The organism is Oceanobacillus polygoni (assembly GCF_008304605.1).
GTDB classification, from domain to species: Bacteria; Bacillota; Bacilli; order Bacillales; family Amphibacillaceae; genus Oceanobacillus; species Oceanobacillus polygoni.
This window is the reverse complement of record NZ_PIJY01000030.1, coordinates 103159-128286: the sequence shown is the minus strand read 5'-3', so window position 1 is coordinate 128286 and position 25128 is coordinate 103159. Positions and strand designations below refer to the sequence as shown.

The 25128-nt window shown below is 37.1% G+C and carries 22 protein-coding genes and 2 tRNA genes; 22 read left to right on the top strand and 2 right to left on the bottom strand.

Going from position 1 to position 25128, the window contains the following annotated elements; translation table 11 throughout:
- Positions 1 to 4: 4 nt before the first annotated feature.
- From sdhA to F1560_RS15365, 4 genes are all read left to right on the top strand, one after another.
- Entirely contained in the window at positions 5 to 1756 is a 1752-nt protein-coding gene (gene sdhA / locus F1560_RS15380) for a succinate dehydrogenase flavoprotein subunit (RefSeq protein WP_149475531.1), read from the top strand.
- Positions 1757 to 1772: 16 nt separating this feature from the next.
- Entirely contained in the window at positions 1773 to 2537 is a 765-nt protein-coding gene (gene sdhB, locus F1560_RS15375; RefSeq protein WP_149475530.1) for a succinate dehydrogenase iron-sulfur subunit, read from the top strand.
- Between the two features lie 162 nt (positions 2538 to 2699).
- The gene (locus tag F1560_RS15370; RefSeq protein ID WP_149475529.1) at positions 2700 to 3140 is read left to right on the top strand and encodes an acyl-CoA thioesterase; all 441 of its coding nucleotides are present in this window, start codon (positions 2700 to 2702) and stop codon (positions 3138 to 3140) included.
- A gap of 579 nt (positions 3141 to 3719) precedes the next feature.
- Positions 3720 to 4385: an Ltp family lipoprotein gene (locus F1560_RS15365; RefSeq protein WP_149475528.1), complete on the top strand. Its 666-nt coding sequence runs from the start codon at positions 3720 to 3722 to the stop codon at positions 4383 to 4385.
- A gap of 261 nt (positions 4386 to 4646) precedes the next feature.
- Here F1560_RS15365 and F1560_RS15360 read toward each other — a convergent pair whose 3' ends face one another.
- Complete coding sequence (locus tag F1560_RS15360) at positions 4647 to 4871, bottom strand: helix-turn-helix domain-containing protein (RefSeq protein ID WP_010651078.1); 225 nt, start codon at positions 4869 to 4871, stop codon at positions 4647 to 4649.
- Positions 4872 to 5353: 482 nt separating this feature from the next.
- Between F1560_RS15360 and F1560_RS15355 the strand changes: the two genes are divergently transcribed.
- The 17 genes from F1560_RS15355 to F1560_RS15275 all read left to right on the top strand — a co-directional run bounded on the left by F1560_RS15355 (position 5354) and on the right by F1560_RS15275 (position 22877).
- Complete coding sequence (locus tag F1560_RS15355) at positions 5354 to 5770, top strand: MarR family winged helix-turn-helix transcriptional regulator (RefSeq protein WP_420874431.1); 417 nt, start codon at positions 5354 to 5356, stop codon at positions 5768 to 5770.
- A gap of 21 nt (positions 5771 to 5791) precedes the next feature.
- Positions 5792 to 6616 (top strand): glutamate racemase, encoded by an 825-nt coding sequence (gene racE / locus F1560_RS15350; protein ID WP_149475526.1) that lies wholly within the window; start codon positions 5792 to 5794, stop codon positions 6614 to 6616.
- 93 nt (positions 6617 to 6709) lie between these two features.
- On the top strand, positions 6710 to 7777 hold the full coding sequence (locus F1560_RS15345; RefSeq protein WP_149475525.1) for a GerMN domain-containing protein: 1068 nt from the start codon (positions 6710 to 6712) through the stop codon (positions 7775 to 7777).
- A gap of 204 nt (positions 7778 to 7981) precedes the next feature.
- Entirely contained in the window at positions 7982 to 8740 is a 759-nt protein-coding gene (rph, locus tag F1560_RS15340) for a ribonuclease PH (protein WP_149475524.1), read from the top strand.
- 10 nt (positions 8741 to 8750) lie between these two features.
- Positions 8751 to 9344 carry an XTP/dITP diphosphatase gene (locus F1560_RS15335; protein ID WP_149475523.1) on the top strand — a complete coding sequence of 198 codons (594 nt, stop codon included), beginning with the start codon at positions 8751 to 8753 and terminating at the stop codon, positions 9342 to 9344.
- A gap of 68 nt (positions 9345 to 9412) precedes the next feature.
- Positions 9413 to 9922, top strand: a complete 510-nt coding sequence (locus tag F1560_RS15330) for a metallophosphoesterase (protein ID WP_149475522.1) — start codon at positions 9413 to 9415, stop codon at positions 9920 to 9922.
- 212 nt (positions 9923 to 10134) lie between these two features.
- Positions 10135 to 10208: transfer RNA gene (locus tag F1560_RS15325), tRNA-Gly, on the top strand.
- A gap of 12 nt (positions 10209 to 10220) precedes the next feature.
- A tRNA-Arg gene (locus F1560_RS15320) sits at positions 10221 to 10294 on the top strand.
- 392 nt (positions 10295 to 10686) lie between these two features.
- Complete coding sequence (locus tag F1560_RS15315) at positions 10687 to 11685, top strand: metal-binding protein ZinT (RefSeq protein WP_149475521.1); 999 nt, start codon at positions 10687 to 10689, stop codon at positions 11683 to 11685.
- Between the two features lie 1142 nt (positions 11686 to 12827).
- Positions 12828 to 13811 (top strand): tetratricopeptide repeat protein, encoded by a 984-nt coding sequence (locus F1560_RS15310; RefSeq protein ID WP_149475520.1) that lies wholly within the window; start codon positions 12828 to 12830, stop codon positions 13809 to 13811.
- A 135-nt stretch (positions 13812 to 13946) separates the two neighbouring features.
- Positions 13947 to 15236, top strand: coding sequence for a trigger factor (gene tig / locus F1560_RS15305; RefSeq protein ID WP_149475519.1), 1290 nt, complete (start codon positions 13947 to 13949; stop codon positions 15234 to 15236).
- A 350-nt stretch (positions 15237 to 15586) separates the two neighbouring features.
- Complete coding sequence (gene clpX, locus F1560_RS15300; RefSeq protein WP_149475518.1) at positions 15587 to 16864, top strand: ATP-dependent protease ATP-binding subunit ClpX; 1278 nt, start codon at positions 15587 to 15589, stop codon at positions 16862 to 16864.
- Positions 16865 to 17108: 244 nt separating this feature from the next.
- Entirely contained in the window at positions 17109 to 19439 is a 2331-nt protein-coding gene (lon, locus tag F1560_RS15295; protein WP_149475517.1) for an endopeptidase La, read from the top strand.
- On the top strand, positions 19426 to 20013 hold the full coding sequence (yihA, locus tag F1560_RS15290) for a ribosome biogenesis GTP-binding protein YihA/YsxC (protein ID WP_149475516.1): 588 nt from the start codon (positions 19426 to 19428) through the stop codon (positions 20011 to 20013). Before lon ends, yihA begins: the two co-directional genes overlap by 14 nt.
- A 563-nt stretch (positions 20014 to 20576) precedes the next feature.
- On the top strand, positions 20577 to 21386 hold the full coding sequence (locus F1560_RS15285; RefSeq protein ID WP_187773747.1) for a transporter substrate-binding domain-containing protein: 810 nt from the start codon (positions 20577 to 20579) through the stop codon (positions 21384 to 21386).
- A gap of 70 nt (positions 21387 to 21456) precedes the next feature.
- Positions 21457 to 22119, top strand: a complete 663-nt coding sequence (locus tag F1560_RS15280) for an amino acid ABC transporter permease (RefSeq protein WP_187773746.1) — start codon at positions 21457 to 21459, stop codon at positions 22117 to 22119.
- A 17-nt stretch (positions 22120 to 22136) separates the two neighbouring features.
- Entirely contained in the window at positions 22137 to 22877 is a 741-nt protein-coding gene (locus F1560_RS15275) for an amino acid ABC transporter ATP-binding protein (protein ID WP_275955860.1), read from the top strand.
- Positions 22878 to 22914: 37 nt separating this feature from the next.
- On the opposite strand, the gene F1560_RS15270 is transcribed toward F1560_RS15275, so the two are convergent.
- Positions 22915 to 23394: a LiaI-LiaF-like domain-containing protein gene (locus F1560_RS15270; protein ID WP_149475514.1), complete on the bottom strand. Its 480-nt coding sequence runs from the start codon at positions 23392 to 23394 to the stop codon at positions 22915 to 22917.
- A 279-nt stretch (positions 23395 to 23673) separates the two neighbouring features.
- On the opposite strand from F1560_RS15270, the gene hemA reads away from it, so the two are divergent.
- Positions 23674 to 25047, top strand: a complete 1374-nt coding sequence (gene hemA / locus F1560_RS15265; RefSeq protein ID WP_149475513.1) for a glutamyl-tRNA reductase — start codon at positions 23674 to 23676, stop codon at positions 25045 to 25047.
- Positions 25048 to 25128 lie beyond the last annotated feature (81 nt).

Here is a 25128-nt window from a genome sequence, read left to right as displayed (position 1 = left end):
CAAAATGAATAATCGTAAAGTCGCTGTTGTCGGCGGTGGATTAGCTGGTTTAATGGCTACCATAAAAGCAGCCGAGGCAGGCGTAAAAGTAGATGTTTTTTCTATCGTTCCTGTTAAACGCTCTCACTCTGTGTGTGCTCAAGGTGGTATTAATGGTGCTGTTAATACAAAAGGAGAAGGGGACTCTCCGATGATCCACTTTGACGATAGTGTTTATGGTGGAGATTTTCTAGCAAACCAACCGCCAGTAAAAGCAATGTGTGAAGCGGCACCTGGAATTATACATATGCTCGATCGTATGGGAGTTATGTTTAATCGTACACCAGAGGGATTACTAGATTTTAGACGTTTCGGTGGTACACAGCATCACAGAACAGCATATGCAGGTGCAACAACAGGGCAGCAGTTATTATACGCGCTTGATGAGCAAGTTCGCCGATTTGAAGTAGAAGGCCTAGTTACGAAATACGAAGGCTGGGAGTTCGTAAAAGCAATACTTGATGAAAAAGGTGTTAGTCGAGGACTCGTTGCTCAGGATATTAAGACACATGAAATTAAAGCATTTCGATCAGATGCAACGATTTTTGCTACCGGTGGACCAGGAATTATATTTGGTAAGTCAACAAACTCCATGATTAATACAGGGTCTGCAGCAAGTATTCTCTATCAACAAGGAGCTAAATATGCCAATGGTGAGTTTATCCAAATTCATCCGACTGCAATTCCGGGTGATGATAAGCTCCGCTTAATGAGTGAATCTGCTCGTGGTGAAGGTGGTCGAGTTTGGACGTATAAAGATGGTGAACCATGGTATTTCTTAGAGGAAAAATATCCTGCATATGGAAACCTTGTACCACGTGATATCGCGACACGTGAAATCTTTGACGTATGTGTAAATCAAAAGCTTGGTATCAATGGCGAAAATATGGTTTATTTGGATTTGTCGCATAAGGATCCAAAGGAATTGGATATTAAACTAGGTGGAATTATTGAAATCTACGAGAAGTTTGTTGGTGAGGATCCACGTAAAGTACCAATGAAAATCTTCCCGGCAGTTCATTATTCCATGGGTGGACTTTGGGTTGATTATGATCAAATGACAAATATTCCAGGGATTTTTGCAGCGGGAGAATGTGATTATTCTCAGCACGGTGGAAATCGTCTTGGAGCAAACTCTCTATTGTCTGCAATCTATGGCGGAATGGTTGCGGGACCGAAGTCAATCGAATATATTGATAAGCTTGACGTCCATGTCGATGATTTATCTGAAGAAATGTATACATCCTATGAAAGTGAAGAAAAAGCTAACTTTGAAGCGCTTATGAATATGGAAGGAACAGAAAATGCGTACCAAATTCATAAGGAACTTGGCGAGTGGATGACCGATAACGTAACAGTAGTTCGGGAAAATGCGAAGCTTGAGAAAACCGACGAGAAGATAAAAGAGCTGCTCGAGCGCTGGAATAACATTAATATTAATGATACATCTCGCTGGAGTAACCAGGGCGTTATGTTTACACGTCAGTTGAAACAAATGCTTCATCTTGCTCGTGTTATTACGATTGGTGCTTTAAATCGTAATGAGAGTCGTGGAGCACACTACAAACCGGAATTTCCGGAACGTAACGATGAAGAATGGCTGAAAACAACAATTGCTGCATTTAATGCAGAGACAGAGTCACCAGAATTCAGCTACGAGGAAGTCGATGTATCGTTGATAAAACCTCGTAAACGTGACTACACTACAAAACACTAAGGGGGAGTAAGTGGAAATGGCTGAGCAAAGTACAGTTACTTTTATTATAACTAGACAAGGCGGCCCGGATTCTACTCCTTATGAGGAAACGTTTGAAATACCTTACCGGAAAAATATGAACGTTATATCCGGACTCATGGAGATCAGACAAAATCCAGTGAACGCAAAAGGGGAAAAATCAACACCTGTTATGTGGGATATGAACTGTCTGGAAGAAGTTTGTGGGGCATGTTCCATGGTTATCAACGGAACGGCTAGGCAATCATGCGCAGCTTTAGTAGATCAGCTCGAACAACCGATTCGTTTAGAGCCAATGTCAACATTCCCGGTTATCCGCGATTTAATCGTAGACCGTGATCGTATGTTTGACGCTCTGAAACAAGTGAAAGCATGGATTCCAATCGATGGAACACATGATTTAGGACCTGGCCCAAGAATGCCTGAAAAGAAACGCCAATGGGCTTATGAGCTTTCTAAATGTATGACGTGTGGGGTTTGCTTAGAGGCTTGTCCGAATGTTAACGATAAATCGAATTTCATTGGACCTGCTGCTATCTCTCAAGCGCGTTTATTTAATGCGCATCCAACAGGGGAAATGAATCAAAGTGATCGTTTGAATGGATTGATGGAAGACGGCGGGATTGATGGTTGTGGAAACTCACAAAACTGTGTACAGGTTTGTCCAAAAGGTATTCCACTAACAACATCTATTGCAGCAATGAACCGTGCGACAAATATTCAAGCGTTCAAAAATTTCTTTGGTAGTGACAACGCACATTAATTACTAGGTTGATAGATTATAAATGACCCTCTCCGTATTGGTGGTGAGGGTCATTTCTTTAACCTCATAATTCGGGTCTGTTATATAAACTTAGACGGCATGACTATTTTTTACTTATGTTGTTGATAGAGTTTTGATAGTAACTAGGTAGGAGGTGATCGCGTGAAATCGGTTAATTATATTGAAGATATGGATAAATGGCGTTCTGAGTTTAGCTTTTATACCCCTATAAAAGTACGCTTTTCAGAAACGGACTTGTATGGACATGTAAATAATGTCTCTGCGTTTATTTATTTTGAGGAAGCACGAATCGACTTTCTAAATTCACTCGGTATTTTCAATAATTTCAAGGCAGAAGAGGAAGCAATCATTGTAGCAGATTTGCAATGCGATTATTTTCAACAAATGTATTTCGATGAACGTCTAAAAATGTATGTAAAAGTAGCGACGATTGGCAATACCTCGTTTGATGTGCACTATATGGGTGTAAAAGAAAACGAAGAAATTGCGTTAACAGGACGAGGACGAATCGTTTACATCAATCCACAGAAAGGTCGTCCCACCCCAATGCCAGACGAAATGAAACAGCTTATAGCCAAATAAATTCGAGTCTCCTTTTAATAGGGAACTCGAATTTTCCAAAGATTTAATTCTCCCCATGCGAAGAAGTTCAACTACGGCTTGAGACTGCCTTTTACCAACTAAATCTTTGCATGGCATTTGTAATGCATACCATTAGCAGACAGCTTGAACCATTGATATATCAACATTTTAAATTTCAGAAACAATCTTTTAATGAAAAAGGATATTTCATTAAATTTGATCCATTCTTTCCTAGCATAATTCTTCGCTTACTTTGAAATTGAGTGAAAGATTCTGTATTATATATGGATTCTTAAAAATTATATTTTTTACCGTGAAATGGGGAGTAGCATACAATGTAAATCGATTTGCTCTCATTCTTGTATCTCCCTGAAAGCCTTTAGCATCAAAGATTGATGACCAATATGACGTAATATATGGAAGAAATACTTTTTGAAATACAAGAGATATTGCATTAATCTACCAGATATCTAATAACGTAGGCAAAAGAAAGATAATTTAGGTCAAAGGTCTTGCAAGTATTCATTTAATGTAAGATAATATACCCATAAATACGTACATACATATGGGGGATTACAAATGAAAAAATTATCAGTTTTATTGCTGTCGTTACTTGTTATTTTTGTTTCGACAGCATGCGGAGAAACGGAAGAAGCAGAAATTGATAAAGTTGACTCAGCAGGTGAAAATCAAACAGAAGAAGATGTAGAGAGTGAAGAAGAAATTGAGGAAGTAGAAGAAGTCATTGAAGAAACGTCAGAGGAAGAAATAGTAGAAGATTTGGCTACAGAAGAGACTGCAGTAAACACTGATGAAACATTATCACAAAAAAATGCAGTAGATATGGCAGAAAGCTATTTGAGCTATACAGCTTTTTCTAAAAGTGGTCTAATAGATCAATTAAAATTTGAAGGCTTTGATGATGAGGACGCTACTTATGCAGTAAACCAAATAAGTGTTGACTGGCAAGATCAAGCATTAACAATGGCTCAAGATTACTTAGGCTATACAGCTTTTTCTGAAAGTGGTCTAATAGATCAATTAAAATTTGAAGGGTTTAATGATGAGGACGCTACTTATGCAGTAAACCAAATAAGTGTTGATTGGCAAGATCAAGCAGCAATAATGGCTCAAGATTACTTAGACTACTCAAGTTTCTCAAGAAGCGGTTTAATAGAACAGTTAGAGTTTGAAGGTTTTAGCAATGAGGATGCTACTTACGCTGTAGATGAAATAGGACTTTAAAAATTCCATTTAGTATTCTCAAGATCGATAATAGTAGAGTAAATAAAGAAACAAAGGCATCCACATCTATATTTAGATAAAGAATTAAAAAATTGGCTCCGCTTAAAATATAATTTAATTAATTACATTTACTCTTACTTGGATTCATAAAGCAGTTAATTTTATAGTGCGAACAGCCCGTCCCACTCCAATTCCTGAAGAAATGAAACAGCTTCTAGCCAAACAAATTCGACTCCCCTTTTAATTGGGAAGTCGAATTTTTCAAAGCTTTAATTCCCCCATGCGAAGAAGTTCAACTACGGCTTGAGACCGCCCCTTAACTCCCAATTTTTGCATAGCATTTGAAATATGGTTCCGGACAGTTTTTTCGGAAATAAACAATTCTTGTGCTATTTCTTTTGTTGTCTTATCCTGCACTAATAGTTCAAACACTTCTTTTTCGCGTTTGGTCAGTAATTGCTTCGGTTTATACTCGTTGTCCTTCAAATGTTACCCCCTCCTTGCTCTATAGAGCTACAGTTATGAAGGGAAATTATTTAGTCAATAATAGCTTATGAAGACTGCCAGAATCGGTGCGTACATTTATCGGAAATGTACAATTAAAATGGAATAACTCGTTTTTGAAACGGTTTATAATAAAAATCACGAGTGACACCTATACATATCTTTTTCAATTGAAATTATTGGGAAAAGTAATGATTAGTTCCCAATTTAACGGATATCGTTTAAGATATAATAAAGTAATTCATAAAATGTGTGTTTATTAATGAACTGTTTTTTAAATTATGCTTATTTTGGACAAGTCGTTACTTTCCTCTGATAGGCAAATTATCTCATTTTGAATATACTGTGCAAAGAATATATTCTTTTTTTAGGATAACGTGTGATAAACTACTCGTTAAGGAAAGATCTAGGGGGTAACACTTTTGGAAAAGGAAGTATTAGAAACAGCTGAATCTGTAAAAAAAATGGAGAAGCAGCTCCGTTATATATCTGGAATGATCAAGCAGAATGGTCGGAAAATCTTAAATAATTATCCAATCACATCACCGCAATTCGTTGCTTTACAATGGTTATTAGAGGAAGGTGATTTAACGATAGGAGAGCTATCCAACAAGATCAGTCTGGCTTTTAGTACAACAACGGATTTGGTTGATCGCATGGAGAAAAATGAACTTGTTGAAAGAATACGCGATACAAATGATAGAAGGGTCGTTCGGATCCATTTATTAGATAAAGGGAAAACCATTATTCGTGAAGTAATTCAGGAAAGACAAGACTATCTAGGCAAAGTCCTCAATAAATTCAGCGAAGAAGAGAAACATTCACTAAATCAATTGTTAGATTTTCTCTACCAGGAAATGAAAATAGTGAATGGAAAATAACAACAAAGAGGAGAAACAAATTTGGATAGAGCAATTGGTGTAATCGACTCTGGGGTTGGTGGCTTAACGGTAGCTCATGAGCTCATGCGTCAGCTGCCAAAAGAGAAGTTAATTTATTTAGGGGACACTGCTAGGTGCCCATACGGACCAAGATCTGAAAAGGAAGTAATGCAATTCACATGGGAAATGGTAGAATTTTTATTAACAAAAAATATTAAAATGCTTGTTATTGCATGTAATACCGCAACAGCATTTGCGTTGAAGGATTTAAAGGAAAAATTAGATATTCCAGTCATTGGTGTCATAAAGCCTGGTGCAAGGGCAGCAATTAAATTTACTACGAATAATCAAGTTGGGATTATCGGAACAGAAGGTACGGTAAGAAGTGGTGCATATGAATTAGCGTTAAAAAAAATTAAGTCAGATATTCAGGTAAATGCACTTGCATGTCCTTTATTTGTCCCGATGGTAGAAAAAGGGATCCTGACAGGAAACCAAGCGGAAGAGGTAGTTCAGGAATCGTTGAATCCACTAAAAAAAGATAAAAATATGGATGTATTAATTTTAGGGTGTACACATTATCCTCTTTTAAAAAATACGATACAAGAAGTTATCGGAAAACATGTGACAGTGATTTCTTCAAGTGAAGAAACTGCAAGAGAAACAAGTACCATTTTGGATGTTCACCATTTGTTGAATAAAGAGGAGCATACTCCTGTTCATCAATTTTATGCAACAGGTGATTTGGAAATTTTTATCGAAATTTCGAAAAGTATTTTTAAGGATGCGAATTTCCAAATGCTTACAATCAAAAAAGCAAATCTCAATAAAAATCAGGTATTCTGAAAAAAACAGATGCCTGATTTTTTTCATTGATTGGTCTATTTTCGTAGGGGGCTCGTATATATAATAGTACAAACCATCGTAGGAGGTAATGGCATGCACAAGCGAGCAAAGCTTTTGATTGGTACAATTAGTATTTCGGTGATTCTATCTGGCTGTTTTCAGGGAGAGCAATCGATGGAAGAGATGGACCCACCTCCGAATGCTGAGGCAGTTGATAATTTGGAACATATATCTGAGGAAGACGTTATGGATGAAGAAAATGTTGAAGGAGAGGTCGATCCGGAAGAAACAGTTGCAAGGCAGTTATATTTGGTTGATGCAAATGGGATGGTGGCTCCGCAAACGATTGAATTGCCAAACACAAAACAAGTTGCTCATCAGGTAGTTGAGTATCTTGTCAAAGGTGGTCCGGTAACAGAGATATTACCGAATGGTTTCCAAGCTGTCTTGCCTGAAGGAACAGAGGTCCTCGGGGTAAATCTACAAGAAGATGGTACATTAATTGTTGATGTTTCAGAGGAATTTAAAGACTATGAAGCTGCGGAAGAGCTTAAAATTTTAGAATCGATTACCCATACACTGACGCAATTTGAAAATGTATCGAAAGTCAAGCTCTGGATAAATGGGCATCCACAAAACGAAATGCCGGTAAACGGTACACCGATTGGTGAAGGATACTCGCGAACAAATGGCATTAACATTGCAGACACAGACACGTTAGATTTACTTGAAAGTCAAGCAGTAACCATGTACTACCCATCGGAACATGGAGAAACACGCTATTATGTACCGGTTACACAATATATTGAAGTGACGGAAGAGAATGAATATAGTTCGATTGTCCAAGCGCTTATTGATGGTCCTGGATTTAAGACAAATGTTGTTCATGTGTTTAACCCCGATACACTATTAACAAATGCCCCTGATTTAAACGATGGTGTACTTGAACTTGTTTTTAGCAAGGATATTTTACAGGATTCGGACCAAGCTGTAATCGCAGATGAAGTGATGGAAACACTTGTAAGGACATTAACGGAACAAGAGAATGTCGAGGCAGTTGATGTGAAAGTGGAAGATGTAGATCAACTCGTCAATGAAAATGGTGAGGAATATACAGAACCAGTAACAAAGCAAGCGTTTACTCCAACAGAAAAGCTTTAATCTAGAGAGGCTGCAAAATTTTTGCAAGCCTCTTTCTTAAATAGAGGGTGCAAAATTAGCTAATGATTAGAAAACTGTCCATTCAAGCGAGTTAACTTCTAGGCGTTATCTATAAGTACGAAAGTTACATAATATAAAATGTATCAGCGTGTTGCTTTTGCAGAAAATATGATAAGCTATTGATTGTATGAGGAGGAATTTTTTATGAGAAATGATCAACGAGAAGTGAATAATTTAAGACCCATAACAATTACAAAAAACTATATCAGTCATCCGGAGGGGTCTGTCTTAATAGAGGTTGGCGATACGAAGGTGATTTGTAATGCCAGTATTGAAGACCGTGTTCCTCCGTTTATGCGAGGGCAAGGTAAAGGATGGATTACCGCAGAATATGCAATGCTGCCACGAGCAACCGCTCAACGTAATATTCGTGAATCGTCAAAAGGGAAAGTAAGCGGAAGAACGATGGAAATCCAACGATTAATCGGTCGAGCGTTACGTGCAGTAGTTGATTTAGATAAAATTGGTGAGCGAACAGTATGGGTAGATTGTGATGTTATTCAAGCAGATGGAGGCACACGAACGGCATCGATTACAGGAGCATTTGTTGCAGTTGTTCTTGCTTTTGGAAAGCTGCTAGAAACAAAAGCGATCTCAAAAATGCCAGTACGTGATTACTTAGCTGCAATTTCCGTAGGTGTTTTACCGGATGGTATGGAAATATTAGATTTAAATTACGAAGAAGACTTTCAGGCGCATGTCGATATGAATATCGTCATGACTGGTTCCGGTGAATTTGTAGAAATACAAGGTACCGGAGAGGAAGCGACGTTTTCTAATAAGCAGTTACAGGCGATGTTAGGCCTAGCTGAAGAAGGGCTACAACAAATCGTTGAAATTCAGAAGGAAATGATTGGTGATCTTGCAGGTCGCATTGGAGAAACAAATCCCGTGAAAAAATAGGAGAACGATCATGAAACAAATTATTATTGCTACAAAAAACAAAGGAAAAGCAAAAGAATTCAAGGAATTTTTTGCAAAGAAATCAATCGAAGCATTATCTTTGCTTGATTTAGATCAAGCAATTCCAGATGTGGAGGAAACAGGATCTACCTTTGAAGAAAATGCTGCTTTAAAAGCGGAACAAATTTCTAGTTTGTTAAAAATACCAGTACTTGCCGATGATTCTGGTTTAATGATTGATGCATTGGATGGGCGTCCCGGCCTATTTTCTGCAAGGTATGCTGGTGAGCCGAAAGATGACAAGGCAAACATTAAAAAAGTTCTAGAGGAATTGAAAGAAGTAAGTGAAGACAAACGTACTGCACGGTTTATTTGTGTGTTAGCTGTTGCTATTCCTGGTGAAGCGACAACTTTCCGGACAGGGTACTGTGAAGGGAAAATAACGGATTCGGAAAAGGGAGAAAATGGTTTCGGCTATGACCCAATTTTTGTACCTGAGGGGTATGACGTGACGATGGCAGAATTGGATTCAGAAGAAAAAAATCAAATCAGCCATCGTAGAAATGCGATTATTCAATTGGAAAAATGGATACATACGTTATAAGTACTTGTATAGAATTCGCACCTCTGTAAAGTGCTTAAGTGTAAAGATGCAAAGCTGGAGGTGATTATTTGGCAGAGGTCTTAATTTTAAGTGATAGTCATGGGCTGGCGAAAGAAGTGGCTACAATTAAAGAAAGGCACGATGTGAAGTGGTTGATTCATTGTGGCGATTCGGAGTTAGATTTTGATGCGGAGGAGCTACAAGGATTTTACCGAGTAGGTGGGAATTGTGATTTCGATATCCGGTATCCAGATGAACAAACAATTGAACTTGATGGATTAACCTTCTATATTACACATGGGCATCTTTATGATGTGAAAATGAATCTCATCCGACTGTCGTATCGAGCGGAAGAAGAAAATGCACAAGTAGTTTGCTTTGGACATTCGCATATTGCCGGTGCAGAACAAGTGGATAATAAGCTTTTTATCAATCCAGGGAGTATCCGATTACCAAAAAACAGAGTTGAAAAGACGTATGCGATTATGCGTTGGAATGACCCGTCTAATATAATCGTTCAATTTTATAATTTAGATGGAGAACGTGTGGAAGATTTGACGATACATGCATCGTTATAAGGTATAAATGCTTTTCAGGAAGTGTTGAAACACTTCCTGAAAACTTTTTTGTGGAAAGTGTTGACAAAAGATTAATTACTGCCTATAATAATTCTTGTCCGCTAAAAACGGCAGAATAAAATCGAAACATCTTTTACATAATTGTAAGTTGATACAACTTACCAACCGTTAAGAAAAACATATTCTCACTTATAAAAAAGATAAAATTTGATGCGGGTGTAGTTTAGTGGTAAAACCTCAGCCTTCCAAGCTGATGATGAGGGTTCGATTCCCTTCACCCGCTCCAAAATATTTAATTGTCCCAGTAGCTCAGCTGGATAGAGCAACAGCCTTCTAAGCTGTGGGTCGCAGGTTCGAATCCTGCCTGGGACGCTACTTAAAGCCTTGTAAACATTTGTTTATGAGGCTTTTTTTGTTGTTTTTTAGTGATTGCAGTACAAGATACCGATTCGATATCAATCACGCTTATCTCTAATAATGAATCAGAAACTTCGACTACTTGAATTGAAAATCTAGCATTCTTCATTCATTCTTAGCTACCCTCATTCGTCATCTATCATTTTCAAACATTGTTCAAATTCGCTAACCTACCGTTTCTATTTCGTTTACTTTCTTTTATTTCTAATCTACTTCAACTTATAAATTAACTATTATTTTAAAGTTTATATTGACGCATATGAATAGAAGTGTGTATAATTTAAATCGTAATAATTACGAATAGTAATAGTTACGGTTTAAAATAAATGGTAGAGGAGAGATTATGAATGAAATTTTTATCTGTAAAGGGGTTAAGTGTATTAACGCTTAGTATTCTGTTATTGATTGGTTGTCAGAATGCTGATTTACAAGAAGGAGAAGAGCAAAAGGCGTCATCTGCTACGGAACATGAACATGACAACAGTAACGATCCTCAAGCTCCTGAGGAAGTTGATATCCAAGGGGTGGCTGACCATTATCACACAGGAGATATTGTTGAACTAACTGCAGTATTAGAAGAAGAAAGCGATTTTGATCATTGGCACTGGTACATAAGAGATAATCAAGATGATGAGTGGGATCTTGCCCCTGAGCAAGAAACTAGCAATTTTAAAGGTGAGGCAACTAATAATGGTCAACAGATAAAAGTAGTTCTATATAATGATGAACATGAAGCTTATGTACAATCAGAACCGATAGAAATTGTTATTGATGACCATGATGATCACGACCATAACCATTCACATGATGATGAAATTTACAATGGCTATTTTGAGGATAGTCAGGTTAAGGATCGTGCACTCTCTGATTGGGAAGGAGACTGGCAGTCTGTTTATCCATATCTGCAAGATGGGACACTAGACGAAGTATTTACTCATAAATCAGAACAAAGTGGAGATATGACTGCTGAAGAATATAAGGAGTATTACGATTATGGGTACGAAACAGATGTTGACCGTATTATTATTCAGGAAGATACTGTAACGTTCTTTAAACAGGATAATGAGTTAACAGGTGAATATGTTTATGATGGATATGAAATTTTAACATATGAAGCAGGAAATAGAGGAGTTAGATTTATTTTTAAATTAGCAGAGGATAACGATGAGCTTCCTCAATTTATTCAATTCAGTGATCATAATATCTATCCTACAGATTCTGGACACTACCATCTATATTGGGGCAACGATCGTGAAGCATTATTAGATGAAGTAGAAAACTGGCCGACTTACTATCCAACAGAAATGGATGGGGATGCTATTGTTCATGAAATGATAGCTCATTAAAAAAGTTATACGATTTAATTAAGTTGACTGAAGTTAAAGGTAGTAAATGCATAAGATAATGAAGTTAATCTTGAAAAAATAGAGTTTGAAAGTAAGAGAATGGATTGGCAGGTAAATCTGATATGAAATCGGAATCATACCTGCCCATTTTTTTGCGAAAAATCTGCAGCATAGAAGGCTGTTACTCTATCCAGAAAAAGAAACGCGCCAACTTCATTTTCCCTCTTGCTATATTGCAAATGGTTTAGCTTTTTTATCTCAAACAACTTGCCTATAAAATGGATTAGTTAGCGCAAAACGTGATATATCTTACCCCGCTAAAATGTTCATTTACCCTAGACGGTTTGTCCAATCAAACCGCTCGGTTCTACAATATATTATTAGTATGGCCGGCCGATATTTACGTTTTAAGGGAGGGAAAAGTATGTGTTGTTTTGATAATTTCTTTTTCGGAGATGTCAGAGGTCGCAGAGATCGTGACCGCGATCGCGATCGATTACGATTTGTTTGTGAATGCCGAGAAGTGAGGGGAGATCGTGACAGAGACCGTGATAGACGGGGTGACAGACGCGACAGTTGCGGATGCAATAGCCGTAGGCGCTCTCGTAGATGCTAGAGTTTTCTAGAATTCCAGATTAACGTTATAAACGGACTTTTCCTCACAGACAGGTGTTGTATGTGGTTTAAAACAGTCAGCTCACATCCCTTAATGTATTAGTTCGGACCCTCGCCAGGATTTGGCGGGGGATTTTCATTTCTGTCATCACATCTTTATGCACTTCAATTAATGGTTAGAAAGGAGGCTTAGATCTGATGTATTTTCTGAATAATCAACTAGATACCTTTGTTGCGCATTGCAATCATTTTCATCTTCATTTATACTTAAATCAGTTAAATGATCAAGCTTCGGAGCTGATTGTTACATAAGCAAGTGATAATGAGTCGAAATAGTAGCGCTTACAAATGGTTTATTTCCTAATTTGTAGCATGGCATCTTACTTGGAACGCTGCTAAAGAGAAACCTATCATCATAAATTAGGTTTCTCTTTCTATATTCTTATGTTTAATTTCTTTAATTTGGGGTATTTATACGAATTAAAGAAATTTATATACTAAAGGTTAGAGAGAAAAGAGGTGAATAAATGAGTTCGAATTCAGAAAATGTAATTCTTTTTCCGAAGCTGCAGAAAAGACTTGAAGAAGAAAGCTTGTTTGCTTTACAAGAGAAACGCTATGAAGAGGCTTTGGGGAAGCTTGATCTCCTGTTAAGTTACCATATCGATAATCACGAAATTCTAATCGGTAAGTTAATTTGCCTAATGGAACTAGGTCGAACAGCAGAGGCGCAAGATTTATGTGAAGAATTGCTTCAGCTTAAGAACGAGGATTATTATCACTATGTACATATTTATTTAACGATCCTATTTCAGACCAATCAGTATGACTTGTTGATGGAACAGGTAAAATATGAATTTGAAAATGGTCCTGTTCCCGATTTGCTTGAGGAGCAATTTAAGCAGTTGTACGATATGAGTGAAAAGATGAAAATGGATTTAGCGGTAGAAAATAAAAGCTCTATTATAGAAGAATTGTATGAAGCTATTAATCAGGATAATCATCTAGAGCAGTGGCGTATTGTTGATCGAATGCGGAGTATGAAAGTACAGCCAGATCGGGAAGTTCTTCCACTTCTAACGAATGAACATGTTCATCCCGTTATTAAAACGGCTCTCCTAATTTGGTTGAAAGAAAATAAAGTCTCTGATGAAATAGAAATACATAAATTTAGTTTAAGTATGTATGTAGTGCCATTTGATTTGCAGGATATGAAGAGCAATGACATTTATAAGCGAATCTTAACTATTTTAAGAGATATGGAGCAAGCGAATCCGACTTTATTTCAATTATTGGAGCAGCTTTTATATCGCTATGTTTATGTTGTTTATCCGTTCATGCCATCCCCTAATGAGGCAGGTGATATTGCAGAAGCGATAAAGAAAATAGGAGAACAGTACTTACATATACCTACAAGTTATGACGAAGAAGAAGTATCTGAAACAATAGCACGTATAATGAAAGAAATTAGTATGTGTGATTCTTTATACTTAAGTATCATCGAAGAATAGACTAACTCGCAGTAAATGCTTGAAAGCCATGCGAATTATGTTATAATGAGATGGTTGCAAATTCGAATATATCTATCATTCACACATTAAATTATGAAAAATGGATTGATACAATAGATTTTGGAGGGATTTTTAATGACAGCAAAATGGGAAAAACAAGAAGGTAACAAAGGACAACTAACGTTTGAAGTACCTGCAGATGAATTTAATCTTGCATTGGACAAAGCGTTCAAAAAAGTATCGAAGGATGTACAAATTCCTGGATTCCGTAAAGGGAAAATTCCACGCGGAATGTTTGAAAAACGTTTTGGTGTAGAGTCACTTTATCAAGATGCTGTAGATATCGTTTTACCTGAAGCATACTCTAAAGCAATTGACGAAACAGATATTTTCCCAATTGCACAGCCAGAGGTAGACATTGAGCAAATTGAAAAAGGAAAAGATTTGATTTTCACTGCTATTGTTGAAGTGAAACCTGAAGTTACATTAGGTGACTATAAAGGACTTGAAGTTGAAGAAGAATCTGTAGAAGTTACAGATGAAGATGTTGAAAACGAAATTAATGCGATCCGTGAACGTCATGCAGAGCTTGTTGTGAAAGAAGAAGGGAAAATTGAAGATGGCGATACAGCTGTCATCGATTTTGAAGGATTCTTAGATGGCGAAGCATTCGAAGGCGGTAAAGGTGAATATCATTCCTTAGAAATTGGTTCAGGTTCATTTATTCCTGGATTTGAAGAAAAATTAATTGGTAAAGAAGCAGGAGAAGAAACAGAAGTCGAAGTTACTTTCCCTGAAGAATACCATGCAGATAACTTAGCTGGTAAAGATGCTGTGTTTAAAGTTACTATTCATGAAGTGAAATCAAAAGAACTTCCAGAGCTTGATGATGAGTTTGCTAAAGATGTTGATGATGAAGTAGAAACACTTGATGAACTTAAAAATAAAAAGCGTGAAGAACTTGAATCACAAAGAAAACAAGATGCAGATAATAAAAAACGTGAAGCTTTAATCGGGCAAGCGTCTGATAATACGGAAGTTGAAATTCCTGATGCAATGGTTGAGACAGAACTTGATCAAATGGTAAGAGAATTTGAACAGCAATTACAAATGCAAGGTATGACACTTGAAATGTACGCTCAATTCTCTGGCCAAGATAAAGATGCATTGAAAGAGCAAATGAAAGAAGATGCAGCAAAACGTGTTAAAACAAATCTTACACTAGAAGCAATTGTTAAAGCTGAAAACATTGAAGCGTCTGATGAAGATGTTAATGCAGAGCTTGAAAAAATGGCTACTATGTACGGCACAGAGGTTGATCAGCTTGTACAAATGCTTGGTGGAAGCAATGAAACAATTAAAAACGACTTAAAAATAAGAGCAGCAATTGATTTCCTTGTGGACAACAGTAAGGTTGCAAAGTAATAACATCAAATTAGTAAAACAAGGTGCGATTCATATCGCACCTTGTTTTCCATTATTAAGAGATATAAATAAGTGAAATTTATCTTGTGCCTACATCATATAGTAACAATAACCGAAATGTTGAAGTTAAATTTATTGACTTTTTCTGTTATATATCCATAATAGATAAAACAAGGTAATTTAATTGCTGATTTTTTACATTTGTTGTTTTTTAACACTTGAAGAAGACAAGTTTATCGTGTTTAGCTTAATGGAAGAAGTATATTGTTTTGTTTTTTAAATTGTATCTGATATGATGACTATAAAAGTTGATAGCTGAATTTATTTAGCTCGTTTAGGGGTGAAATGGAATGTTTAAATTTAATGAGGAAAAAGGACAATTGAAATGTTCATTTTGTGGAAAGAGTCAAGAACAAGTACGTAAACTGGTCGCCGGACCTGGTGTTTATATATGTGACGAATGTATTGAGCTTTGTACAGAAATCGTTGAAGAAGAGCTAGGTACAGACGAGGATATGGAAATGAATGAAATTCCAAAACCGAAGGAAATCTGCAATATTCTTGATGACTATGTAATTGGTCAAGATAAAGCAAAACGAAATCTTGCTGTAGCAGTATATAATCATTATAAACGGATTAATTCCACAAAGAGTACGGATGATGTTGAAATATCAAAAAGTAATATCGCGATGATCGGACCAACAGGTAGTGGGAAAACATTACTTGCTCAGACGCTCGCTCGTATTATTAATGTTCCGTTTGCGATGGCAGATGCAACTTCATTAACTGAAGCTGGTTATGTTGGGGAAGATGTCGAGAATATTTTGCTCAAACTGATTCAAGCTGCAGACTATGATGTTGAAAAGGCTGAAAAAGGGATTATTTATATTGATGAAATAGATAAGGTTGCTCGTAAATCCGAGAATCCTTCGATTACACGTGATGTATCTGGTGAAGGGGTACAGCAAGCATTGCTGAAAATCCTAGAAGGTACAGTTGCAAGCGTGCCACCACAAGGGGGACGTAAGCATCCACATCAAGAATTTATCCAAATTGATACGACTAACATTCTATTTATTGTTGGTGGAGCATTTGATGGAATTGACCAAGTAATTAAGCGTCGTCTTGGTAAGAAAGTAATCGGATTTGGCTCAAATGAAAAACAAGAAGACCTGGATATGGGTCAATTACTTTCCAAAGTATTACCGGAAGATTTATTACGTTATGGTTTAATTCCGGAGTTTATTGGACGTATTCCAGTAATCGGAAGTTTAACTCCATTAGATGAGGATGCGTTGATTCAAATTTTAACAAAACCAAAAAATGCGCTTGTTAAACAATATCAAAAATTATTCGATATGGATAATGTTGAATTAGAATTTGAAGATGATGCGCTGATTGAAATTGCTAAAAAAGCAATTGAACGTAAAACAGGTGCTCGTGGATTACGCTCCATTATTGAAGGAATTATTGTAGATGTAATGTTTGACCTTCCTTCTCGAGAAGATGTGGAGAAATGTATCATTACGAAAGAAACAGTTGCCGCTGAAAATGGTAGCCCTAAACTGATTTTTCATGATGGAACAATAAAAGAAGGAAATGAAAAGCATCCAAAAGAAAGTGCATAATAAGATTTTGAAGCTGACTGAGCAGATACTTCATTTCTAATAAGGATCTGACTCAGTCAGCTCCTTTTTGTTTATAATGATAAACATAGGTAATACTAACGATGAAATAAATAGAATATAATTTTGGAAATGAAACCATTTACAAGAGGAAGATTTTTCTATAAACTGAAGAAATACATAATGAGATTTGTATATTAACTTATTACGATAGCTAATAAATACATAGATCACGGAGGTACAAACAATGGTGAAAGAAAACATTCAAGTCCCCCTCCTTCCATTACGCGGACTACTCGTGTTTCCGTCTATGGTTTTACACTTGGACGTAGGCAGAGATAAATCGATCGCAGCATTGGAAAAGGCAATGATGGATAATCAACTGATTTTCCTAGCGACACAAAAAAAAGTGAGTTTAGATGAACCAGAACCAAGCGATATTTATAATGTAGGTACTTTGGCAAAGGTAAAGCAGATGTTAAAGCTCCCAAATGGTACGATGCGTGTACTAGTGGAGGGACTTTCTCGTGGAGAAATTCTCCGTTATACGGAATCGGAAGATGAATTTTTGGTTGAGATCAGTAATTTGGAAGAAGCGCATGGCGAACAGCATGAAGAAGAAGCATTAATGCGTTCTTTACTTGAGCAATTTAAACAATACATAAAGCTTTCCAGGAAATTAACAGATGAAACCTATGCAACCGTTTCGGATATCGAGGAATCAGGAAGACTTGCAGATATCGTTGCTTCTCATTTAACATTGAAAATAAAGGATAAACAGCAAATATTAGAAATAATTAATGTGACTGACCGAATGAAGCATCTCATTAAAATCATTTCTAACGAGAAGAAGGTTCTTGATTTAGAAAAGAAAATTGGTCAACGCGTAAAAAATTCCATGGAAAAAACGCAAAAGGAATACTACCTTCGAGAACAATTAAAAGCAATTCAAAAAGAGCTAGGCGATAAAGATGGTAAAACAAGTGAAGTGGATCAATTAAGGGAGAAAATTGAAAAATCCAATATGCCAGAGCATATTATGGAAGTTGCCCTCAAGGAATTGGGAAGATATGAAAAGGTACCGCAAAGTTCTGCTGAAAGCTCTGTGATCCGTAATTATTTAGACTGGCTTATTCTTTTACCTTGGACTGAAAAAACACAGGATACAATTGAAATTAAGCATGCAGAAAAAGTATTAAATCATGATCATTATGGACTTGAAAAAGTAAAGGAACGAATATTAGAATATTTAGCTGTTCAAAAGCTAACGAATACGATAAAAGGACCAATTCTCTGTCTTGTTGGTCCACCAGGAGTAGGGAAGACTTCCTTAGCAAAATCAATTTCCAAAGCAATTAATCGGAATTTCGTACGGATTTCGTTAGGCGGTGTCCGTGATGAAGCTGAAATACGTGGACATCGTAGAACCTACATTGGTGCAATGCCAGGTCGTATTATACAAGGAATGAAGAAAGCTGGAACGATTAACCCAGTATTCTTGCTCGATGAAATTGATAAAATGTCAAATGATTTTCGTGGCGATCCTTCTTCAGCGATGCTGGAAGTGTTGGATCCGGAACAAAACAGTACGTTTAGTGACCATTTTATCGAAGAAAATTACGACCTATCCAATGTCCTATTTATTGCTACTGCGAATAATGTAAATAGCATACCTGGGCCATTATTGGATCGTATGGAGCTCATTTCCATTGCAGGCTATACGGAAGTAGAAAAGCTGCATATTGCTAAACAGCATTTATTACCGAAGCAATTGAAGGAAAATGGTCTTAAAAAAGCTAATTTACAAATTCGAGAAAATGCCATTCTCAAGTTGATTCGCAGGTATACACGAGAGGCTGGAGTACGTAGCTTGGAGAGGGAATTAGCGAAATTATGCAGAAAAGCAGCTAAAATCATCATTTCAAACGAGAAGGAAAAAGTGATTGTTACGGAAAAAAGCTTAGAAGAACTACTAGGTAAGCCGATTTTCCGCTATGGACTAATGGAACAAGAGAACCAAGTTGGAACGGCAACTGGTTTAGCATATACTTCTGCTGGCGGTGATATCCTCTCAATTGAAGTAACCCATTATCCAGGTAAAGGGAAATTAACGTTAACCGGTAAATTGGGTGGGGTAATGCAAGAGTCCGCTCAAGCTGCATTCAGCTATGTACGTTCTAGAACGAAGGAATTTAATATCGAGACCAATTTTTACGAGAAATATGATATTCATATTCACGTTCCCGCAGGGGCAACACCAAAGGATGGCCCGTCTGCAGGAATAACGATTGCTACGGCCTTAGTATCTTCATTAACAGGTAGGGCAATTAAGAAAGAAGTTGGGATGACTGGAGAAATTACACTCCGCGGACGTGTATTGCCGATTGGTGGCTTAAAAGAGAAATCATTGAGTGCGCATCGAGCGGGGTTAACGACCTTGATTATCCCGGAAGAAAATGAAAAAGACATAGAAAATATACCAGAAAGCGTTCGAAGTGACTTGACATTTATTAAGGTGAATCACCTTGATCAGGTACTTGAGCACGCACTCGTGGAGGAGAAAAATGAAAGTAACTAACGCCGAAATTGTCATCAGTGCTGTTAGCCAAAAACAATACCCTGGTGATATGCTGCCAGAAATAGCATTAGCAGGTCGCTCGAACGTCGGGAAATCGTCGTTCATTAATAAATTAATCAATCGAAAAAACTTAGCTCGTACATCATCAAAGCCGGGGAAGACACAAACTTTAAATTTTTATAAAATTAATGAAGGCTTTTATTTTGTAGATGTACCGGGCTACGGATATGCAAAGGTTTCAAAAAAGGAACGAGAAAAATGGGGAGGCATGATGGAGGAATACTTTACGACAAGAGAAACTTTAAAAGCCGCTATCCTTGTCACCGACCTACGTCATGAACCAACAAAAGATGATTTGCAAATGTATGATTTTCTTAAATATCATGAGCTTCCAGTAATTATCATCGCAACGAAGCTTGATAAAATACCGAAGAATAAACGAGCACAGCACGTAAAACGAACAAAGCAAACATTTGAAGTAGCACCGGATGATATTGTCATCCCATTCTCATCTGAGACTGGTGAAGGTAAAGATGAATCTTGGTCTATCATTAGTCACTATTTGAAAAATTAATGAAACATCACCTTGTCTGAGAAACTTGTCTCGGACAAGGTTTTTTTAGTATAACGAATACGTAGTAACTAAATATCCTCGACGATTTTAATCCGATTAATAAATAATCGATCGCATTCCAACCTAATCCGATTACAGATAAGTCAGAAACTCCCACCATCTGCTAGTAATTGATCACGAGACTGCTGTAACCGTGTAACCCCATGTCAAACACAATCGCTGTCTATCATATCCGTATCCCGACTGCAGCTAGCTTTGATGATCTATCAACCACATTAACCAGAATTCTTAATGATTTCCTAACAATGTGAAAAATTTTTAGAAAACAAGAGTATCATTTAGTAAAAATGGGTATATGTATGCTGAAGGGAGTTATTATACTGTAGAATCTGTAAATGTACATATACTGATGGATATCGTTGAATAGCCAATTCGTGTGCTATTTCTATTATTGCTATACTTAAATACATGGCAAAATTGATATGGAGATGGCTGATACCATTTCATGTTACAGAGCAGAGATAATAGCTGTAATTCAAATGAAAAAGGGGATGGGAAGACGGATGAAAAAACTGAAAATTGCGTTATTTTTAATGGTATGTATGTTTTGGTTAGCTGCTTGTGGGAACAGTGATTCTGCTAATGGTGATTCGAACGCTGCGGGTAATGACAATGCGTACAATTTAGTTGCAGATGGCAAGCTAACATTTGCAGCTTCTGGTGAATTTAAGCCATTTAGTTACATGGAGGGCAGTGAAATGGTTGGCTTCGATGTAGCTGTCGGGGAAGCAATTGCTGAAAAACTTGGCTTAGAGCCAAATCCACAGCGTGCGAAATTTTCGGGAATTGTTACAGGAGTAACAGAAGGGCGTTATGATATTGCGGTTGCAAGTCATACGATCACAGAAGAGCGGCTGCAGCAGGTCGATTTCTCAGAGCCTTATTACTACTCCGGACCAGTCATTTATACGAGAACTGACAGTGATATTCAAACGGAAGACGACTTGGAAGAGAAAGAAATTTCTGTCGCTAGAGGTACGACGTATCTTGAAGTGGCAGAGCAATACACTACAAATATACCCCAAGTTGATAGTGATGTAGTTGCACTTCAAGCGCTAGCAAGCGGTCATCATGATGCTGTGATCACGGATGATGTAACAGGCTTTACAGCTATTGATGCTGGACTGGAAATTGAAGGGAGATTCCAGCTTGGCGTCGCTGATCAAGCCGTTGCAGTAAATAAAGATAATAGTGCATTACTTGAAGCTGTTAATGAAGCCCTTGAGGAAATGAGAGAAAGTGGTGAGCTTGCCGCCCTTTCTGAAGAATGGATTGGCGGTGACATCACCGAAAAACCTGAAATCGAAGAATAAAATTTGAATATGAAGATGTGAATGTGCGCATCCAAGTATGCGCACATTCTGTTTAAGGAGGCTGAAGCACTTGGAGGACATATTACACTTTTTCGATGTTTTCATTAGTAGTTATCATGTGTTTCTCGATGGCTTATGGATTACGTTGAAGCTATCTGTCGTATCCTTGTTAATCGCTATCGTTATTGGATTATTTGTAGCATTACTTAAAATATCAAACATAAAAATTCTCGAATGGATTGCAGATGCTTACATATGGATTGTTCGCGGTACTCCATTAATCGTCCAAATCTTTATCCTGTATTACGGTTTAACCGATATTTTGCTGATTCCGATGTTCTGGGCTGGTGCTGCAGGTTTAGCATTTCACAGTGGAGCCTATATCGCAGAGATTATTCGCGGAGCCATTCAATCAATTGATAAAGGTCAACGAGAAGCAGGTTTATCACTTGGAATGAATAAAGGATTGACGATGAAAAGAATTATATTGCCACAGGCATTTCGCAGAGCAGTTCCATCACTGGGAAATCAGTTTATTATTGGGATTAAAGATTCATCGTTAGTTTCCTTTATAGGTATGCAAGATTTATTCGGTGTGGCAAGTACGATGGGCTCGAACAGCTTTGATTATTTGCCGTACTACGTAACCGTTGCAGTATATTATTTATTAATTGTACTCCTTTTAACATTTATTGTTAATAAAATTGAAAAACGGTTAGCAGTTAGTGATTAAGAAAGAGGTGAACCTAGATGAGTGAAGAACAAGAAATGATTCGTGTAGAACATTTAAATAAGTCATTTGGTGAATTACACGTATTAAAAGATATCGATCTTACCGTGAAAGAAAGTGATGTCGTCGTATTAATTGGAGCTAGTGGTTCTGGTAAAAGTACATTGCTGCGCTGTCTTAACTTTTTGGAAATGAAAAATAGCGGAAGCATTATTATTGGCGGTGAACAAATCGAAAAAAAATCACATGATTTAAATAAAATCCGGCAAAAAGTTGGGATGGTTTTTCAACATTTTAATTTGTTTCCTCATAAGACTGTCATTGAAAACGTGATTGAAGCACCGACACAAGTAAAAGGTGTGAAAAAAAGCGAAGCAATAAAAGAAGGAAAAGCATTACTTGATAAGGTTGGGTTAGGAGACAAATACGATGTATATCCATCTAAATTATCAGGTGGTCAAAAACAGCGTGTCGCCATTGCGCGTGCATTAGCGATGAAGCCAGATGTGATGCTTTTTGATGAGCCAACCTCAGCACTTGATCCAGAGCTTGTGAACGAAGTACTTACAACGATGAAGGAACTGGCTGAAGAGGGCATGACAATGGTTGTTGTGACCCATGAGATGGGATTTGCTCGTGAGGTAGCGGATTGGGTCGTATATATGCATGAAGGAAGAATTGTAGAGTATGGTCATCCAGATGAAATTTTTAATGAGCCGAAAGAACAGCGAACAAAGGATTTCCTGAGTTCTGTATTGTAATAAAAATCCCGGGATAAAGAGACACCCGGGATTTTTATTATTTTCGTTTTAACAGGAACAGACCAATGATGATTAAGAGCACTGGCCAAAAGCGTTCCAATAAATCGATAACAGTATACAACCAATCAAAATAGATTGGTAGATTAACAGAAAAAATTAAAAATACAGCTAGGGCGATAAGAATTAGACCAGTAAATAACCCTTTCTTGGTTTTCATAAATCGGACAAGAAAGGCAATCCCGACAATCAGTATGTAAACAGCCCAATGGTCAATCCAAAAAGAATAATGCTGGACGCCATGTAAATGAATGCCTATCCCTAGTACAATCGTACCTGCTAATAAATTTTGATAATATTTTGAGCTATATCCATGAATTAACAATGCAAGGCCAATAATAATGAGTAAGGTTTGCCAAGAATAAAAATCCGTTAAGATTGGTATTTTCAACTCGCGAAGCAGAAAATAAATCCCGATACCAATTAATAAATAAGCAAGTAATGAATGTTGTTTTTTCACTTTCCTAAAACTCCTCTGCACATGAGTTGAATTCTTGATTATCCGTGTGCAATATGATAAAGTACACACTAGTTAAAATAATTATTATGTAGAAACTATTTTAATACTGTAATTTGAAAGAAGCATTTATAGAACACGTTTCTATACTAACATATTGTTTCCTTTTCTGTTCACAATTTCAGAAAATGGAAAAGGGAATACATGTTATAATGGATGTTGAGTTATTATATAGCATATACAATCGTTTAAACCGTGTAAATTATTTTGGGGGTAGACAAATTGCATATTTTAAAAGTTGGCTTCAATTATAAAACAGCCCCTGTAGAAGTTAGGGAAAAGCTCACATTTTCAGAGCAATCGCTACATGAGGCAATGACTGAATTAAAAAAGCGGAAGAGCATTCTGGAAAATGTGATCGTTTCGACATGTAACCGTACAGAAGTTTATGCGGTTGTTGATCAATTGCATACTGGCCGTTATTATATTAAACAATTTTTGGCTGATTGGTTTCATCTCGATAAAGAAGAGTTCTCCTCCTATTTGCGAATTACGGAAGATGACGGCGCGATGGAACATCTTTTCCGTGTATCTACAGGCCTTGATTCTATGGTACTTGGAGAAACCCAAATCCTAGGTCAAGTGAAACAGGCTTTTTTAACATCACAAGAAATGAAAGCAACCGGAACGGTCTTTAATGAGTTATTTAAACAGGCAATTACATTTGGAAAACGCGCTCATAAAGAAACAGCAATAGGTGAACATGCAGTATCCATTAGTTATGCTGCTGTCGAGCTTGCAAAAAAGATATTTGGAGATTTACAAAATAAGCACGTTGCTATTCTCGGTGCAGGTAAAATGGGCGAGCTTGCTGCTAAAAATCTGCAAGGGTCTGGAGCAACGAAAATAACCGTTATCAATCGTACATTAGCAAAAGCAGAAGACTTAGCTGCGAAATTTCAAGCGAAAGCGGAAAGTATGGATAACTTATTACCTGTTATTCAAGAAGCGGATATTTTAATCAGTTCTACTGGATCGGATTCAATTGTACTAACGAAAGAAATGCTTGAGCCTCTTCAGAAGAAGCGTAAGGGAAGAGCTTTGTTCCTTGTAGACATTGCTGTACCAAGAGATATCGATCCGGAAATCAGCAATATGGATAACGTCTTCTTATATGATATTGATAATTTAAAACATATCGTGGATGAAAACTTAGAAACACGAAAAGCTGCTGCAGAACAGATTGAGATAATGATGGAAGAGGAAATTGTGCTGTTCAAGGAATGGATGAAAACGCTTGGTGTTGTACCAGTTATTTCTGCTTTACGTCAAAAGGCACTCTCCATTCAAGCAGAGACAATGAAAAGTATTGAAAGAAAAATCCCTGATTTGACGGTTAGGGAGAAGAAAGTAATTAGCAAGCATACAAAGAGTATTATTAATCAGCTGTTGAAGGAACCAGTGACACAGGCAAAAGAGCTTGCAGGAACGGATAATGCGGATCAGTCCTTACAGTTATTCATCGATATTTTTGGTATTGAAGAAGAAGTGAAAGCAGAATTTGAAAAACAAGCAAAAAAAAATGAAACGATGAAGCTATTAGCAAAAGAGGAGCAATCATCCTTTCCAGCACAAAAAAGGTTTACAACGGCTTAGAAATGTATAGGCATCGTTGGTGCACTTGGAAATGTGTGGGTATTGTTATGCGATTCGACTGCGAGTTATGTATCAATTTTA